Below are 17651 nucleotides of genomic sequence, written 5' to 3'. Positions count from 1 at the left end.
ACCGCGTAATTAATCACATAATCATTGGCTTCTAGCTGGGCGTTAGAAGCCAATAATGCTATAGTATGGGCAGATTTAGGTGAGTAGCTGGTTTATGATGCACCCAGAGTCAATCACAATTGATCAACAAACCCCGCAAGATCGCGTTCACAACCAAAGTTTATTGTGGTCGGGCGTTATTGCCGCCTTGGTAGCCTGTGGTGTGCCACCAATTATTGGATTGAGTGATGGCAGTCTGCGTGGCGTGAATTTGGTTATTTATTTAGGCGCAGCCATTGGTTATATAGGCTTGAAAAGTGTTTTTTGGTTTGAAACACCGCTTTGTAACCGTTTTCGCCGCAATCCACAACTGTTAATTAGTGTGGTTTTTGGGCTTGCAGCCTTGATGCAACTGCTTAGCCGCGATTTCACGACCCAACCAATTGCCTTTATGGTTCCAATGGTCTTTATCGCCGGAACCTATCCCCTCCCCAAAACCCTGATCATTGCTGGCTTAATTGCAATATTGATGAGTGCCAGTTTTATTGGCGCAGGCTTGCCATTAAGCAGTGCTGGTTTATCCGCCTTATCGAGCCAAATTGTATTGCTCCTGTTTGTTACGCTCTTTGGTTATGTCACCAACCAATCGGTGCTCACCCGCCAAAAAGTCGAGCAACTCGCCCAAGAATTGGCGCAAGAGCGCGATTATTTACAACAGCTCAGTGCGATCACTGCCGCATTATCCAGCGAAGTTCAATTAGCCCGCGTTTTAGCCCAAGTAGCTGAGGCAGGCCGCAGTTTAGCCAATGCCCAAGCAGTTACGGTAGCCCTGCTCGAAGATCAAGAATGGCGGATCGTGGCCAGCGTTGGGAGTCCTGATACCCATTTACAGAGCCTTGAGATCATGCTCCACGCCAAAGGTGAAACAATTGGTAGTTTGAGCTATTGGAGTATCCAGCCAGCCAATTCAGCTTTGCGCCAAGCGCTGCAACCATTTGCCGATGCCGCAGCAATGGCGATTTACAACGCCCAACTCTACGAACAAGCACGTTTCTCGGCAACCTTGGCTGAGCGCAACCGCCTAGCCCGCGATTTTCACGATACCTTGGCTCAACAACTAACAGGCTTGCGCTTACAAATTGAGGCTGGCATGCGCAACCTCCATCAGCCCGAAAAAGCCCAATTACGCTTGCAAAAAGCTTATGATTTGGCCTTGGCAGCCTTGCACGATCTGCGGCGCAGCGTCTGGAATTTATCTGCACCAGCGATTGATGGGCGGGTGCTCAGCGATGTTTTGGCTGAGTTGGTTGATACATTTCATCAACGCACCAATATTCAAAGCCAATACAGCCACGATGGTCAAGAGCTTACGCTGCCTAGCGATATGGCGATTCAGGTATTGCGGGTGGTCAACGAGGCCTTGAGCAATGTTGAAAAGCATGCCCAAGCCAAGCATGTAGCCATTCGCTCAACCGTCGCCGCCGGCCAGCTGCAAATCACGGTCAGCGATGATGGCCAAGGTTTTGAACTAGCCGCTGTGCAACAAACGGCCAGCGGTGGCTTTGGACTGACCAGCATGCGCGAACGAACTCAACTCATCCAAGGTTCGCTCTCGATTCAAAGCCAGCCAAGCGCTGGTACATTGCTAACGCTGTGTTTGCCGTTGTAAATCTTAGGAATCGGGGATCGGTTGTCGGGAGCTGGGGTTAGTTTTAACCACGAAGAACACGAAGATGCACGAAGGATCGGAACCGCGAAGCACGCGAAGGGCGCAAAGGTTTCATACCCCCAAATCCGGTGTCAATTCCTTAGTAGTTTCTGACTCCTGAATCCTGACCCCTATTGCTCTATGTTCTATGTTCTTTTTGCCTTCTGTCTTTTGCCTTTTGTTTTCATCCCTCATAATTCATCCTTCATCCTTTCAAGGCTTAGGACTAATGGCATAGTTTCATGGGGTTGGAAAATTAATAATTTCGCGGTAGGATAGCGCTATCAACAGCTACCTTGATAGCGAGCCATGTATGCACCACCTTGCTGAGGTGGTCTTTTTGGTTGGTTATCAGCATCTTGAGGTTTTTATGCACCGTTTAGCTATCCGCCGCGAACAAATTCCCGGCATTCTACGTGATTATTTGGTGATGACGATTGGTACGCTCTGTATCGCGCTCGCCTTGAATATATTTCTCGACCCCAATAATGTGATTTTTGGCGGGGTGACGGGGATCGCCGCCATGCTCAAAACGCTGCTCGGTTTGCCAATTGGCGTAACGTCGTTGGTGCTCAACATTCCTTTGTTTATTATTGGCTTGAAGCGGTTGGGCGGCTTTGTCTTTGGCTTGCGCACAATTTTCGCCACCGTAATGCTCTCGGTTTTTATTGATCTAACGGCTAATCGGGTAGGCCAGTTTGTGCAACGCGAACCATTGTTGTACATCGCCTATGGAGCTTTGCTCAGCGGCATCGGCACAGGTTTGGTCTTGCGAGTTGGCGGTACAACTGGTGGGGTCGATATTGTGGCTCGCTTGTTACAGCAATGGCGTGGCATTCGCCCAGGCCAATCGATGCTCATTTCGAGCGTTGTGGTGTTTGGCGCGGCTGGCTGGATTTACGGCGCAACTCCGGTGTTGTATGCCTTGTTGCTGGCCTTCATCGAAACCCGCGTGATCGATATTGTGTTAGAAGGCTTCAGCGATGGCCGTTCAGCCTTGATCGTTTCCGACAAACCTGAGGCAATCCGTGATGCTGTGCTGCACGATCTTGATCGTGGGGTGACCATGCTCGAAGGCCGTGGCGGTTACAGTGGCCGCGAACGAGCTGTATTGATGTGCGTCATCAGCCAAGCCGAAATTGCAATTCTCAAAAAGATGATTTACAACATCGATCCACGGGCGTTTGTGGTAATGACTGAAGCGGTTGAGGTGCTGGGCGAGGGCTTCCGGCCTGCCAAAGCTGAATAAAAAATCACTCGCCGCAGCGAGTGATTGAATGGAGCCGATGACGAGACTTGAACTCGTGACCTACTATTTACGAAACAGTTGCTCTGCCAACTGAGCTACATCGGCTGATGTGCGCTGAAAATTATAGCAGTGCCCATCAGCCTTGTCAAATGTCATTCGCGGGATCAGTTGCCAGGGGTCAGGGGCCAGCAAGGAGCACGAAGGGAGATTAGGCTATCGGCTGTAGGCTATCGGAGATTGTTTCGAAATGCCAACAATTGTTCCGATAGCTTATAGCCAATTCCTCATCCTTTTTTTAGCCACGAATGACACGAAGCATATTTCGATAGCCCACAGCCAATAGCCATATTCCTTATGTTCTATGTTCTTTGCTCTATGTTCTCTTTGCCTTCTGCCTTTTGATTTTTGACTTTATAATGGATTGGTTGCAGAACAACGATTCGCCTGGTAACAAGGATTGAAGCACCATGGGACATACATTTTTCGGCCAACACTTATATTTGAGTGTGGCGGGCAATATTGGGGTGGGCAAAAGCACCCTCGTCGAAACCTTGGCCGCCGCCTTTGGCTGGCAGCCCTACTACGAATTTGTGGCCGATCATCCGTATCTCGATGATTTTTATGCCGATAAACATCGCTGGGGCTTTCATTCGCAAATGTGGTTTTTGGCTCAGCGCTTCGAGCAACAACGCGAAATTGCTGATACGCCGATCTCATTAATTCAAGATCGCTCGATTTATGAAGATTATGAGGTGTTTGCCAAGGGGTTGTTGGAGCAGGGCATTATGAGCCATCGCGATTTTCGCACCTACCGCAAACTCTACCAAGCGCTGATTCAATCGACGACCCCACCAACCTTGATGGTCTATTTGCGCGGCTCGGTTCCCACCTTATTGGAGCGAATCAAAAAACGCGCTCGGCCAAGCGAGATGAATATTAGCGCCGATTATTTGAGCCATCTGAACAATCGTTATGATGAATGGCTACGCCGTTTCGAGTTGTGTCCAGTGCTTACAATCGAAACTGACGATCTGGATGTGGTCAATCGCGATGATCATCGCCAGCAGGTGATTGAAATTATTGGTCAGGCGGTGGGCCGACGCAGCAATTTCCAATATCGCTTGCCAATTAATGGCGATAAATCCTAGCTCGATTAGCCCAAGTTTCAATTGAGACTTGGGCTTAATCTTAGCCCTCAACCCGCACGGTAATGGTTGTACCCGCTTGGGGTTGCGATTGAACTTCAAATGTCCCATGATGGATTTCGGCTTGAGTTGCCAGCGCCGCCAAACTGGAATAATGCTGATCGTCGCGCAGCAAATTAGGATCAAACCCAATGCCATCATCACGAATTTGCAACACAACTGTCGCTTCATCGCCATATAACTCAACATCCAAATGCTGGGCTTGGGCATGGTCGCGCACATTGCTCAATAATTCTTGGGCAGCCCGCCAAATATAGGCTGTTGCTCTGGGCGAAAGTACGGGCAAATGGCCATCACAGGTGTAGTTGATGCTTAAATTACCTTCAGTTTTCAGGGTACGCAACTCGGCGGCCAAAGCTTCAGGCAAGGTACGTTGAGCCAAAGGCAGGCCACCAACATCGCGCAGGGTGCGGTGAAGCTGTTGGCGCAATTGGTCGATGGCCGAGGCTTCAGGGTTTTCGCGTAGGCTTTGCAATTGCTGAATTGTTTGTTGATAGCTTTTAGTTAGCTCATTCACCCGCGATTCGCTCAGATGATAGGCTTCGCTATGCAACAAATCGCGGCGAGTGCGCGACTCGTTGTGGGCGGCGGCCCAAGTGCCCAAAGCTGCTGTGACTGCTTGGAAAATAAATACTGGCAAGGCCTCGCGCCAAGCCAAACGCCCAAACAACACCGCTGCATCGGCAATCAACATTGCCGCCAAGGCCAAAGCTCCACCGCTATAGCTCCACCAACGCCCCGCCGCTACCAACAATGGAATATAAGCCAAGGCCCATAAACTGCCCCGTTCTAAGGCATTGGCGGGAGTTAGCCACAGCAGCGCAGTCACATGCACCAAATCAGTTAATAACAAACTGGGAATATACAACCAGCCCAGCCAGCGCCGAGCATGCGGCAATAACAAGAGGCCAACCACAATGCCACTACCAATAATTAATGGGGAAACAGGCCGCTCGCCAAGCCAATACAGCAATAACGCACCGCCAACCGAAAGCCCTAATTGCAAGCCGAAGTATGCCCGTAACCCACGCATTACCCGCCGATGGCGCTGCCTTAACCACGCTGCCGAATGAATCATGCCTTGTTGGCTCCTAGCTTTGGCTGAACTTCACATTCAGCTACCTTGCAGAGATCATACCAAAAAAGCCTTGATTTGGGCATATTTCAAGCAGATTGGGTTGAAATCATGCGCCATTGTTGCCAAAGTAATAGCCCAACCACAAGGCCCATTTGGCGCAGCCACGGCCAAACTGCACCTGAAATTGATGTGATCTGCACAAATATGACTGTGCCAACCAAACCCAAAGCAATACTTAGCACAATCAGCAGCCCATCGATCACCAACCGTCGCCGCTGAAAACTCAGGGTGCGCAGCCACGCCAGCAAGCCCGTATAGCCAGCCAACAATAAGCCAATCCACAGCAAATCAATTTGGGCTAACTGCTGCTGAGTTGACCAAACACTCCAGCCAGCATTCAGCCCGCTCAGCCAGAGCAATGGTTGATTGATGCTTTGATAGCTATCTTGATCGTGCGGCACAACATACATAATCGATCTCTAAAATAGCAACAGGGCTGAGCAAACTCAACCCTGTGCTAACTCAACGAGCAACCATTTTGGCGATAGTTACGCCATCGCCGCCATCACCTTGGCTGCCGCTATTGTACGATTCGACCAAGGGATGGCGTTTGAGCAATGTTCGGACAACTTGGCGCAGCGCCCCTGTACCTTTGCCATGGACCAAACGCACTTCTGAAAGATTGGCGAGGTACGCATCGTTGAGATAATGATCGAGCTGACTTTCAACATCCGAGGCTCGCCAACCACGCATATCAAGCTGCATCGAAACATTCGGCGGCGGTGGAGTATTGATCATGCGCTGAACAGGCACATATTTTTGTACCGCTTGGGTTGGGGTTGTGCCAGCTTTTTCCAGCCGCAGCTCGCGTAAATCGACCCGCAAGCGGAAGCCACCCAATTGAACTTCGGCCTCGTTGGCTTCTTCATCCAAGTCGAGCACCACGCCCGAAAGCTTCACGCTGCTTACAAACACCTGATCGCCAACTTGAATTGTGCGAGGAAGTGGGGCCAGCGCAACTTTGGGAACAACTGGAACTTTGGCTTTGGGAGGAGTTGGAGTTTGGGGAACCCGTTCGGCAACTCGGCTGAGGCGTTGTTCGGCTTGTTCCATCCATTGGCGACTAACCGAAACTGAGCGAAATTCATCACGTAAGCGGCGCAATTCAGCTCGTACTTCGCGCAATTCTTCATCAAGTTGGCGTTGGTAGCTGGCTAATTGCTGTTCGCGATCCTGTTCAAATTCATACAATTCGCGGCTCAGTCGATCACGCACCAATTCGGCATCTTCGCGCAATTCCAAGGCGCGGGCGGCTTCAGTTTCGGCGGTTGTGCGTTCGCGATGAATCGCAGCTAGCAAATCTTCAACTTGGACATTATCGCGGCTAATCGTCGCCCGAGCACGTTCGATTAAGTCGCGTTTAAGCCCTAAGCGTTCAGCAATTGCCAAAGCATTCGAGCGGCCTGGCAAGCCGATTGAAAGCCGATAGGTTGGTGATAAGGTTTCAACATCAAACTCAACTGAGGCATTTTCAACCCCATCAGTGCTGTAGGCAAAGGCCTTGAGTTCAGCATAGTGGCTAGTTGCCATCGCCAAACATCCCACATTCAATAAGCGTTCGATGATTGCGCGGGCCAAAGCCGCACCCTCAACCGGATCAGTGCCAGCGCCCAATTCATCAAACAACACCAATGAATCGGGGGTTACCCGATCTAGGATTTGGATGATGTTGGTCATGTGGGAGGAGAAGGTGGAGAGGCTTTGTTCGATGCTTTGTTCATCGCCGATATCAGCAAAAATTTTACCAAAAATGGGGAGGCGTGAGCCTTGATGCGCTGGAATATGCAGACCCGCCTGGGCCATTAATGCCATCAGACCGACGGTTTTGAGCGCTACGGTTTTACCACCAGTATTCGGGCCAGTGATAATAATCATCTGAGTTGGGCCACCCAGCCAGACATCGGTTGGCACAACCAGATCTTGGTTGAGCAGGGGATGGCGGGCTTTGAGCAACGACAAAGTTGATTCGGGATGCAAATCATCGACGGGAACTGGGGTATTGATCGAAGGCTGGCTAGCACGCAGGCTAATGCTATATTTAGCTTTGGCAAAGGCTAAATCTAATTCAGCGGTAGCCTCAACTCCAACAATAATTGGCATACCCTCGTTGGCAATTTTGCCCGAAAGCGCCGCCAGAATGCGTTGAATTTCTTCGCGTTCGGCCAATTGCAGCTCACGCCACTGGTTATTTAACTCAACCGTGGCTAATGGCTCGATATACAGGGTTGCGCCCGATGATGATTGATCGTGGACAATCCCGCGCAAGGCGCGTCGTTGCGGCGCTTTGACTGGCACGACATAGCGGCCATCGCGCACCGTGATAATTGGCTCTTGCAGCACATCGGCATATTGCGACGAATTGATAATTGCTTGCAAACGCTCTTGCAACCGATTAAACGCCACCCGAATGGCGCTACGCAAGCGGCCCAATTCAGCCGAAGCACTATCTAAAACTTCACCATCAGGGCCGATTGTGCGTTCAATTTCATGTTCTAGCGTGACCAAATTTGGCAGTTGTTCAGCCAAAGGGTGTAATGGCACAAAATCGGGATGATTACGCAAGACTTGGCCGCGCAACCGCCGCATCGCCCCCAAAGTAGAGGCAATTTCTTGTACCCGACTCGCCTCAAGAATCCCACCACGACGAGCATGCTCCACCGCAGGGCGAACATCACGAGCACCGCCAATTGAGACATCGGCAAACGATTCAATTAAAGCACGAGCGGCACTGGTACGAATTTGCGCCTGCAGAATCCACTGCCCATCGGTTGATGGATGGAGTTGCGCAACCAACTCACGGCTTGCGCTAAACGCAGCATGACGTGCAAGCTGATCACGAACTTTATCGAACTCAAGGGTTTGGAGTACAACTTCTGATATCATCACGAAACTTCTTCTATTGCAAGTGCAAAAGCACCGCACGATTACCTTTGAATACTACGGAATAATGTATCAGCACTATCGGGCATAATTGGACTAATTGGCCCGTAAATCAGCGGCAAGATAATATTTAAAAATACATCTTTTAATACTGATGCCCGTGTGCTAGCTTGTAGAAACTTCATCGCTGGATAATCGAGCACTGCTGCTGCATTTGTTGTAAATAAATAGCGTAACATCATTGCAAAAATACTGGCAATCATCGCCCCGAGAATTAACCCAAGGAAGGTTCCAATTACCTTATCGATATATTGGAGTTGACCGCCGACTTTGAGATAGCGAAAGGTATAGCTGGCCACCCACAGCAAAATAAAAAATAGTACGAACAACAAAATCAAAAACGATAACATTTCCAAAACTTGGAATGGCGTTGTCGAATTTTTGCTGATCATCAAGGCTAATGGCCGATAATACAGTGATGAAAGCACAATCGTTAGGTAAAAAACGAAAATGGCAACACCAACTTTTAACATGCCTTGAAAAAAGCCATAGAATAGCCCAATCACAACGAAAAGCAGCAACAGAATGTCTACAAATGGCATGAGCAAGTTCCTCATCTACCCACGCAGAGCCAAAACATCGCGGAAAATCCGTGGATGTTGCTGGATCATGGGTGGCCAAAGCGCGATGGGCGTATTATAGCATAGCCCGATCTGCCGCCTCAGAACAACCCAAGCGCCTTAGCTTTCAAGCGCCAGATAGGCAGGAGCGATGGCGGTAGTCAGCCAAACGCCGTTGTCGCTGCAAAAAAAGGCTTGCCCAGCCTGAAATAATTCGTCAGCTTGGACGATTAAAATCGCTGCTTGGCCGTGACGTGCGCCGACTTGCAGCGCTGTCGCCCGATCACGCGAGAGGTGGACATGCTGGCGTTGCATAGGCCGCAGCCCATCACTCAAAATTGTTGCTAGGTTGTGTTTGGCTGTACCGTGATACAGGATTGTTGGCGGTTGCTGGGCCACGAGACCTAAATCGACCGCCACACTATGGCCTTGATGGGCGCGAATTTTTTGGCCAGTTGGGTCGAAGCCAAAGCGTTGTTTGTTGTTCTGTTCAACAACTTCCCGCAGCTCGGCTTGGCTAATTGCAAAATTATTGGCCGCACAGGCCGCCAAAAGTTGCTCAACCCCAACCCAACCACCCAATTCAAGCGTTAATCCCAAGCGCTCTGGTTGATGGCGTAGATGTTTGCTCAGATATTTACTAACCCGAATTAATCGACGTTCATCCATGGCGTGGTTGGCTCCTTTGGGCCTTGAGATTAAGCGCTGCTTGAATTCCGTTGCTAGCTTTATTTGACCATAACTTAAGTGATTTGACATCAGTCTCTGGATTTAGACTGACGCTCGGTTTTGCGATGGAATTAATCTCAACTATTTGCCCCAAGTGCTCACTTCACGTACACTTGCAGTATCATCGGCTATCGTATGTCCCACAATGACGTGGAGGATTTTGGATATGTCACCGATTTGGGAACCATTGCTCGCTGGCTTGATTGATTATGCCGGGCTTTTTCCACCAGCCGCCCTGGCCATGGATCAAGCAACCAGCCAGTATGCCAACTATCGTACTAGCAATCAACACGGCTATTTAGCCCGTTTTATTTTGCCCTACAGCCGGATTGCCGAATGGCAAACCAGCCTTGGCAGCCAACCAAGCCAACCTTGGACAATCAGCCTCTTAGCCACTGATCCTGCTCAACTTGCTGAAATCCCCGCGCTTAATCAGCGTTATCAGGGTTGGTTCGTGATTGATACAGCTGAGATTAAGGCTGAGAGCCTCGAACAAATCGCCGCGATTCATGCGGCTAGGCCTGAACAAACTATGGTATTCGTTGAAATTCCTCATGATCACGACCCAAGCCATTTAATTGCAGCTCTGCGCAGCACTGGGCTTCGCGCCAAACTTCGCACTGGTGGGATTATCGCCGAAGCTTTTCCTGAGCCAGAGCAAATTGTGCGCTTTTTGCATACCTGCATCAGCAATGGGGTCGCCTATAAAGCGACTGCTGGTTTACACCACCCCTTACGCGGCCAATATCGCCTGACCTATGCAACGGATAGTGCTAAGGGCTGGATGTATGGCTACCTGAATCTGATTTTAGCCAGTGCCTTGTTGCAAGAAAATGCTGCTCATCACGACGTGCTAGCCGCCTTGCTTGAGCATGATCCAGCGGCAATTAAGTTAACTGAGCACAGACTCAGCTGGCGTAACTGGCATTTTGAGCATGATGACTTGCAGGCTGTGCGCCAGAACGGATTGATCGCCTTTGGTTCCTGTTCATTCGAGGAGCCGATCAACGAATTTGCCAGCTTTATCGAGCAGCCAGCCTTGGCCTATGGAGCAACCAATTAAATGTTAAACGAAACCCATGATCCAGCTTTGCGCAGTTGGGTATCCAGCGCCAACATCGCTGGAGCCGATTTTCCGATTCAAAATTTGCCATTTGGCGTGTTTCGCCGCCAAGCTAGCCAAGAGCAATGGCGCATCGGCGTAGCCATCGGCGCTGAAATTCTCGATTTAAGCCAAGCTGCCGAGTATCTGAGCGAGCTTGATCAAGCCAGTTTGGCAGCATGTCGGGCTGAAAATTTAAATCAATTAATGAGCTTAACGCCTGCGGTTTGGAGCACTATTCGTTTGCAACTCAGCCGAATGTTGCGCGAAGGTTCAAGCTTACAGGCTGAATTAACCTCACTATTGCTGGCCCAAGCCGAGGCCGAAATGGCATTGCCCGCTGCAATTGGCGACTACACCGATTTTTATGCCTCGATTTTTCATGCGACCAATATTGGCTCAATGTTCCGCCCCGACAGTCCACTTTTGCCCAATTATAAATATGTGCCAATCGGCTACCACGGGCGAGCTTCTTCGATTCGGGTCAGCGGTGCAAGCATCAAACGCCCGCATGGCCAAACCAAAGCTCCCGAGGCCGAAGTACCAACATTTGGGCCATGTCGCCTGCTTGATTACGAGCTAGAGTTAGGTTTTTGGGTCGGCCAAGGCAACGAGTTAGGCCAGCCAGTCAGCATTGAGCAGGCCGAACATCATGTATTTGGGGTTTGCTTGCTCAACGATTGGTCAGCACGCGATATTCAAGCCTGGGAATACCAGCCACTCGGGCCGTTTTTGGCCAAGAATTTCATCAGCAGCATCTCGCCATGGGTCGTTACCCTCGAAGCGCTTGCACCCTACCGCTGCCCCGCCTTCGAGCGCCCTGCCGATGATCCTGCGCCACTCGCCTACTTGGATAGCCCAGCCAATCGCAGCGCTGGTGGCCTTGATTTAACCCTTGAAGTTAGTTTACAAACTGCCAGTATGCGTGCAGCAAGCCAAGCCGCCGAAGTCATCAGCCTTGGCAATTTTAGCGATATGTACTGGACATTCGCCCAAATGCTGACCCACCACACTAGCAACGGCTGTAACCTTCAGCCTGGCGATTTATTGGGCAGTGGCACGATTTCAGGCCCAAGCAAAAACTCACGCGGCTGTTTGATGGAGCTAACATGGCGTGGCCAAGAGCCAATTCAACTCAGCAATGGCGAGCAACGGTGCTTCTTGCAAGCTGGCGATGAAGTGATTATTCGTGGCTGGTGCGGTGCTACCGCTGGCCTAAAAATTGGGCTTGGCGAGTGTCGCGGCATTGTGTTGGATTGAGCCTAGCACAAAGTTTTGATCCACGAAGCACACAAAGAGCACAAAGTTTGATTTTGTGGTTCTTTGCGCTCTTCGTGGGTTACCCAATATTTTGCCTTTTGATTTTTGCCTTCATCCTTTCTAGGATTGACACTACCCAAGCTGCCAACTATAATCGAGCAGTCCTTTAAATGCGGTCCGGCGAGGCTGCGAAGGCGTGTAGCTCAATAGCAATTTTTTGCCCATTTTCGCTCATGCCCTAGGTCGGATCGTCGGCTTAGGGTTTGTTGTTTCTCCGAGGTTGTATGGCACACACCGACTACTCTGTTGATATCGTAATTCCGGTATTGAATGAAGAGCAGCAGCTAGAGCAAAGCGTCTTAGCCCTTCGCGATTTTTTGCAGGCCTCGTGCCCTTATCGTTGGCGCATCGTTGTCGCCGATAATGGCTCAACCGACCGCACGCCCCAAATTTGCCAAGATTTGCGCAGCCGTTTTCCGGGCGAGGTCGACTTCGAGCGCTTGGAGCAACGTGGGCGCGGGCGGGCATTACGCACTGCTTGGCTCAAAAGTTCAGCCGATATCCTATGTTATATGGATGTTGATCTTTCGACCAATCTTCGTGCCTTGCCACCCTTACTCGCTGCCCTAATTCACAGCGATTATAGCCTTGGCACTGGCTCACGCTTGATGCACGGGGCGATTGTTACCCGCCAATGGAAGCGCGAAATGATTTCACGCGCCTACAATTTATTGATTCGAGTACTGTTTTGGCATCGTTTTCGCGATGCTCAATGTGGCTTCAAAGCAATTACCCGTCAAGCAGCCCAAGAACTCATCCCAATGGTGCGCGATAACGAATGGTTTTTTGATACTGAATTGTTGCTCAAAGCTGAACGACGCGGCTATCGCATTTTTGAAGTACCCGTTGAATGGATCGAAGACTTGGGCACAACGGTCAAAATTGTTAAAACCGCTTGGCAAGACATTAAAGGCTTGGTACGGGTTCGCTTGGGCGGCTAAATCATTCATTAGCCCTAGGTCGCTGTGTGGTAGCGCCGCCAGCCAATCGGGGCTACAATAGACAATACGCTATTGCTGGCAGGAGCAAGATCCCATGACACCCAAACAGTTGATGAATGACGAGGAAATTCGCCGCGCCCTCAAACGTATCGCCCATGAGATCGTTGAGCGCAACGCTGGAGCGAGTTTGGTTTCGCTGGTGGGGATTCACCGACGAGGTGTGCCGTTGGCTCGCCGCTTAGCTGCGATGATCGCCGAAACCGAACATGTGCAGGTGCCAGTTGGCGAGCTTGATATCGGCCTCTATCGCGACGATTTACATTCGCGTGGGCCAGCCCCAATTTTGGGTCGCACAATTTTGCCCGAATTAGGCAAACGGGTGGTAGTGTTGGTCGATGATGTGCTCTACACTGGCCGCACCATTCGTGCAGCATTGAATGAGTTGAGCGATTGGGGTCGCCCAAGTGCCATCCAATTGGCCGTACTGGTCGATCGCGGCCACCGCGAGTTGCCAATTCGCGCCGATTTTGTCGGCAAAAATATTCCAACCGCCAAAAATGAGCGAGTTGATGTACAACTCAGTGAAATTGATTCAGCCCAAGATAGTGTTGTAATTGTGCAGGAGGACTGATGGGGCGAAGCGGGCAAGCACGACGACGGCGACGGACATCACGCTTTTTGGAGCAGGTTGGGTCACGGCGCAAACGAGCAGCGGTGGCACCATTGCAACTTGATGGCCGCGAAGAAACTGCTGCGTTGTTGGCGACCCTTGATGAACTTGCACCATTGTTAGGTGAGCAGAGAATTATGGTTGAAGATGAAGAACTAGCCAATTTGTTGAGCCGCTGTACGATTGACCTTCGCGCTCGCGCTGAACGTGATGAGTTGCGTCCAGCCTTTTTGCGCGATGAGGATTTGCTGGCAGTCCAGCAATTGCTCACCTCGATGGATCATGTGAATCCAATTATTTTGGGCAAGGCGCGTTCGGGCAAAACAGCCTTGGTGCATGAATTGGTGCGGCGTTTGGTTAAAACACCCCAAGACATGCCCGAAAAACTGCGCGATTTGCCGATGTATGAGATGACTCCAGCCTCGTTATTGGCTGGCTTGCAATTTGGCGAGGGCTGGCGAGCCAATCTCTCAACCTTATTTGGCAAATTGGCTGAACATGGCGCGGTATTGTTATTTATTCGCGATATCCATGCCGCAGTTGGGGCGGGGGTCAAACGTGGTGATGATGATGATGATGATTTGGCCGCCGCGCTTGAGTCAAATTTACACAATGGCAAATTGAAAATTATCGCCGAAGCCCGCCCAGATCGGTGGCAGGCCATCGCTGCTGATCGTGAATCGTTCGCCGATTTGTTTACCTCGATTCAATTGGCGATTCCCAAGCCTGAGCAGGTTGCTGAAATTGTCCAGCATGTGGCTGAACGTCATCGCCAACGCGCCAATATTGAGGCTACCAGCCAAGCGACAGCGATTGATATTGCAGGCCGCTTTATTCTGAACCAAGCTTTTCCTGGCAAGGCGATTGAATTGCTGGAAGATTCGCTGCTCTTGGCTGAACGCCAGCACGAGCCCGAAGTGTTGCCGCGCCATGTGGTTGAATGTTTTGGCAATCGCACTGGCCTAACCAAATTATTGCTTGATGAAAATGAGCGCTTTGATGAAATTGCCTTGCGCCGTTCATTCAGTGAACGAGTACTTGGCCAAGATCCCTCAGTGATTGCCATGGTCCAAAAGTTGGCCTTGCTCAAAGCCCGTTTGCACGATCCGGCGCGGCCAATGGGTGTCTACTTTTTCCTTGGGCCAACGGGCGTAGGCAAAACCGAGCTAGCCAAAACCTTAGCCTCAACCTTGTTTGGTAGCGAAGAACGCTTTGTGCGCTTCAACATGGCCGATTACAGCGGCGAATACGATTTTGCCCAATTATTTGGCCGTACTTGGGGCGATAGCGATGCTGAACGCCGTGGCAAGCTGACCATGGCGCTGATCAATTTGCCCTTTGCGGTGCTGCTGCTTGATGAATTTGAAAAAGCTCATCGCTCAATTTTCAATCGCTTTTTGCAATTGTTTGATGAAGGTATTTTGGTCAATGCGATGGGCGAGGAAATTAACCTGCGCAATACGATCATCATTATGACCAGCAATTTTGGCGCGACGATTGTGCAAGGCGAAACTTGGGGCTTTGCCGCCCGCGAAGGTATCGAAGCGGTTGAACGGCGCGTGTTACGCGAAACTGAAGAATTTTTCTCGCCTGAATTTATTAATCGGCTTGATGGAGTGATTTTCTTCAAGCCACTTTCGCAAAGCGATATGCGCAAAATTGCCGCCCGCGAAATGCGCAAATTATTCGAACGCGAAGGCTTGGTGCGGCGCAACGTGCAGGTTGAGCTCGACGATGCTGTGCTCGATATTTTGCTCAAACATGGCTATAGCATCCGTTATGGCGCACGCTATCTCAAGCGCCAAATCGAAAAGATGGTCACCTATCCTTTGGCTTCGGCTTTGCTGACACGGCCTGAGCAAACCAATGGCTTGTTACGTTTGTACGTGGCACGCGAGCAAATCAAGGCTTCGTGGGTGGCAAATGATGATGATGAGCCGCTGCTGCCATCGCCTGAGGAACAAGCGCTGCAATTGCCGCAAACAATCGAAGAAGCAGCCCAGTTTATTGAGCAACTGCATAATCGGCTCAATCATCTGATCAAGCAATTGAATGTGGTTGAGGCCCGCGAACGCCAAACCGAGTTGATGGACGAAATGTCTAGCCCCAGCTTTTGGGATGATCATGAACAAGCGCAGTTTTTGCTGACAGAATTGAGCAATGTAGCCCGTCGTGTTGGCCGCTGCGATGATCTGCGGCGTTTATATGATGATGCCGACCAACTATTGCAACGGATACGTGATCGCAACGAGCGACGTTTGTTCCCCGAACTGATGCGCATGGCCAAGCGGCTTGAGCGCGATTTACGCTTTGCCGAACTTGAAATGCTGTTCAGCAACCCCGAAGATTGGCACGATACCTATATCATTTTGGAGAGCGACCAAGCGGGCTTGCGCTGGGTTCGCAACTTGGCCAACGCCTACTTGGAATGGTCGCTGGGCAAACGCTTTGAGGCCAAAGTAATCGACGAAACGCCCGCCGAAGATAATCTGATTCGCGTGACGTTACAAATTAGCGGCTCGGGCGCGTTCGGTTTATTGCGCAGCGAAGCAGGCACGCATCGCATCTCAGAAACTGGCGGCGAGCCACGGCTCAAAACCGTGACCCAAGTGCAGATAACGGTATTGCCTGTGCCAACCGAAGATACGCCCGCCCCGGCCAGCAGCGAAATTGAAATGGCCGTTATGAATACCCGCGCCGATGGCTATTTCTTACGCAAGTTGCGGGTAACCGGACGCGCAATTCATCGCTATAGTGGTGCAGCCGCCTTTGCATGTGCCGGCAGCGAACGGGCAGTGCGCGAAATGTTGCTGAGCATCTTGTTGGGACGCTTGGCGATGAAACAACTTGATGATTTTATTCAACCCAGCGACGATGCTTGGGGTTCGGTGGTGCGCAGCTATCACTTAGGCAAGCGCTCAACGATCAAAGACCCGCGCACCGAAATCGTCCATACGAATCCCAAAGCTGCCCTTGCTGGCGAGCTTGATCTCTTTATTGAAGCGGCGTTACGTTGGCGAGCAACCTTGCCAGCCCGTCGCTAAACCGTCAAGGCGCTTAGGCCACAACCTAAGCGCTTTTGTTTATTAGTTGCTACTTGCTATAGATGGAGAATTTTTATGAGTTCGCCAACCACTACCCCGCGCCGTCGGCATGTGCTTGATCTTGATGATTGGAGTGCTGATGAGTTACGCACACTTTTGACCATCGCCACCCAGATGAAGGATGTGCTGGAGCGTCCGGTTAAGCAAGTGCCAACGTTGCGCGGCAAAATTGTGGTCAATATGTTTTGGGAAGATAGTACCCGCACTCGTTCATCATTTGAACTAGCGGCCAAAGCGCTCTCGGCCAACGTGCTCAGCCTTGGAGCCAAAGATACCAGCGTCAAAAAAGGCGAATCACTGGTTGATACGGTGCGCACGGTACAAGCCTTGGGAGCCGATTATATTGTGATGCGCCATGGCCAAAGTGGCTCGCCCTATCTGGTGGCTCAGCATTTCCGTGGCTCGGTGATTAATGGTGGCGATGGTCGGCATGCCCATCCATCGCAAGCCCTGCTTGATCTATTCACGATGCACGAACGGCTAGGTGAGTTGGCCGACAAAAAAGTGGTGATTGTTGGTGATATTTTGCATAGCCGCGTGGCTCGCTCCAATTTGTGGGCACTGACGACGATGGGCGCAAAAGTAGTAGTTTGTGGCCCACCAACCTTGATCGGCCCAGCCAAATATTGGCAAAGCACATGGCCCAATGTTGAAATTTCGCACAGCCTCGATCAAGCTGCTGAGGGCGCTGATGTGCTGATGGCTTTGCGTTTGCAACACGAACGTATGGAAGGTGGTTTGTTGCCATCATTGCGCGAGTATAGCCGCCGCTTTGGCCTAAATGCGACCCGCGTCGCCAGCGCCAACTCCAACGTGATTGTGATGCACCCAGGCCCGATGAACGAAGGCGTGGAGATTATGCCCGACGTGGCGACTGGCCCGCATTCAGTGATTGAAACCCAAATTACCAACGGCGTAGCCATGCGCATGGCTTTGTTCTATTACCTTGCTACTGGCAGCGAGCAGGTTTAGGCCAGCAACCAGCCGTAAATGCCGCGATTTGCGG

At 50.8% G+C, this 17651-nt stretch carries 14 protein-coding genes and 1 tRNA gene; 9 read left to right on the top strand and 6 right to left on the bottom strand.

Annotated elements, in window-relative coordinates; genetic code table 11:
* Nucleotides 1-94: 94 nt before the first annotated feature.
* The gene (locus LCH85_19460) at nucleotides 95-1648 is read left to right on the top strand and encodes a histidine kinase (protein MCA0354178.1); all 1554 of its coding nucleotides are present in this window, start codon (nucleotides 95-97) and stop codon (nucleotides 1646-1648) included.
* 352 nt (nucleotides 1649-2000) lie between these two features.
* The gene (locus tag LCH85_19455; GenBank protein ID MCA0354177.1) at nucleotides 2001-2936 is read left to right on the top strand and encodes a YitT family protein; all 936 of its coding nucleotides are present in this window, start codon (nucleotides 2001-2003) and stop codon (nucleotides 2934-2936) included.
* Nucleotides 2937-2965: 29 nt separating this feature from the next.
* Here LCH85_19455 and LCH85_19450 read toward each other — a convergent pair.
* Nucleotides 2966-3041 (bottom strand) — tRNA-Thr (locus tag LCH85_19450).
* Nucleotides 3042-3403: 362 nt separating this feature from the next.
* Between LCH85_19450 and LCH85_19445 the strand changes: the two genes are divergently transcribed.
* Nucleotides 3404-4084 (top strand): deoxynucleoside kinase, encoded by a 681-nt coding sequence (locus LCH85_19445; protein ID MCA0354176.1) that lies wholly within the window; start codon nucleotides 3404-3406, stop codon nucleotides 4082-4084.
* Between the two features lie 40 nt (nucleotides 4085-4124).
* Here LCH85_19445 and LCH85_19440 read toward each other — a convergent pair whose 3' ends face one another.
* From LCH85_19440 to LCH85_19420, 5 genes are all read right to left on the bottom strand, one after another.
* Nucleotides 4125-5219 carry a hypothetical protein gene (locus LCH85_19440; GenBank protein ID MCA0354175.1) on the bottom strand — a complete coding sequence of 365 codons (1095 nt, stop codon included), beginning with the start codon at nucleotides 5217-5219 and terminating at the stop codon, nucleotides 4125-4127.
* 86 nt (nucleotides 5220-5305) lie between these two features.
* Nucleotides 5306-5689, bottom strand: coding sequence for a hypothetical protein (locus tag LCH85_19435; protein MCA0354174.1), 384 nt, complete (start codon nucleotides 5687-5689; stop codon nucleotides 5306-5308).
* A gap of 52 nt (nucleotides 5690-5741) precedes the next feature.
* Nucleotides 5742-8162 carry an endonuclease MutS2 gene (locus LCH85_19430; protein ID MCA0354173.1) on the bottom strand — a complete coding sequence of 807 codons (2421 nt, stop codon included), beginning with the start codon at nucleotides 8160-8162 and terminating at the stop codon, nucleotides 5742-5744.
* 41 nt (nucleotides 8163-8203) lie between these two features.
* Nucleotides 8204-8761: a CvpA family protein gene (locus tag LCH85_19425; protein MCA0354172.1), complete on the bottom strand. Its 558-nt coding sequence runs from the start codon at nucleotides 8759-8761 to the stop codon at nucleotides 8204-8206.
* A gap of 138 nt (nucleotides 8762-8899) precedes the next feature.
* Complete coding sequence (locus LCH85_19420) at nucleotides 8900-9448, bottom strand: RNA 2'-phosphotransferase (GenBank protein MCA0354171.1); 549 nt, start codon at nucleotides 9446-9448, stop codon at nucleotides 8900-8902.
* Between the two features lie 226 nt (nucleotides 9449-9674).
* Here LCH85_19420 and LCH85_19415 point away from each other — a divergent pair, with 226 nt between their 5' ends.
* The 6 genes from LCH85_19415 (at nucleotide 9675) to LCH85_19390 (ending at nucleotide 17617) form a co-directional block, all read left to right on the top strand.
* Nucleotides 9675-10571 carry a hypothetical protein gene (locus LCH85_19415; protein MCA0354170.1) on the top strand — a complete coding sequence of 299 codons (897 nt, stop codon included), beginning with the start codon at nucleotides 9675-9677 and terminating at the stop codon, nucleotides 10569-10571.
* Nucleotides 10572-11870 (top strand): fumarylacetoacetase, encoded by a 1299-nt coding sequence (gene fahA / locus LCH85_19410; GenBank protein MCA0354169.1) that lies wholly within the window; start codon nucleotides 10572-10574, stop codon nucleotides 11868-11870.
* Nucleotides 11871-12154: 284 nt separating this feature from the next.
* Entirely contained in the window at nucleotides 12155-12871 is a 717-nt protein-coding gene (locus LCH85_19405; GenBank protein MCA0354168.1) for a glycosyltransferase family 2 protein, read from the top strand.
* A gap of 94 nt (nucleotides 12872-12965) precedes the next feature.
* Entirely contained in the window at nucleotides 12966-13502 is a 537-nt protein-coding gene (gene pyrR / locus LCH85_19400; GenBank protein ID MCA0354167.1) for a bifunctional pyr operon transcriptional regulator/uracil phosphoribosyltransferase PyrR, read from the top strand.
* A complete protein-coding gene (locus LCH85_19395) occupies nucleotides 13502-16585 on the top strand; it encodes an AAA family ATPase (GenBank protein MCA0354166.1) in 3084 nt (1027 codons plus the stop codon). Before pyrR ends, LCH85_19395 begins: the two co-directional genes overlap by 1 nt.
* Before the next feature lie 75 nt (nucleotides 16586-16660).
* Nucleotides 16661-17617 carry an aspartate carbamoyltransferase catalytic subunit gene (locus LCH85_19390; protein MCA0354165.1) on the top strand — a complete coding sequence of 319 codons (957 nt, stop codon included), beginning with the start codon at nucleotides 16661-16663 and terminating at the stop codon, nucleotides 17615-17617.
* Nucleotides 17618-17651 lie beyond the last annotated feature (34 nt).

The sequence above is a fragment of the Chloroflexota bacterium genome, from assembly GCA_020161265.1.
Classification (GTDB): Bacteria; Chloroflexota; Chloroflexia; order Chloroflexales; family Herpetosiphonaceae; genus Herpetosiphon.
This window is presented reverse-complemented; position numbering and strand designations above follow the sequence as displayed.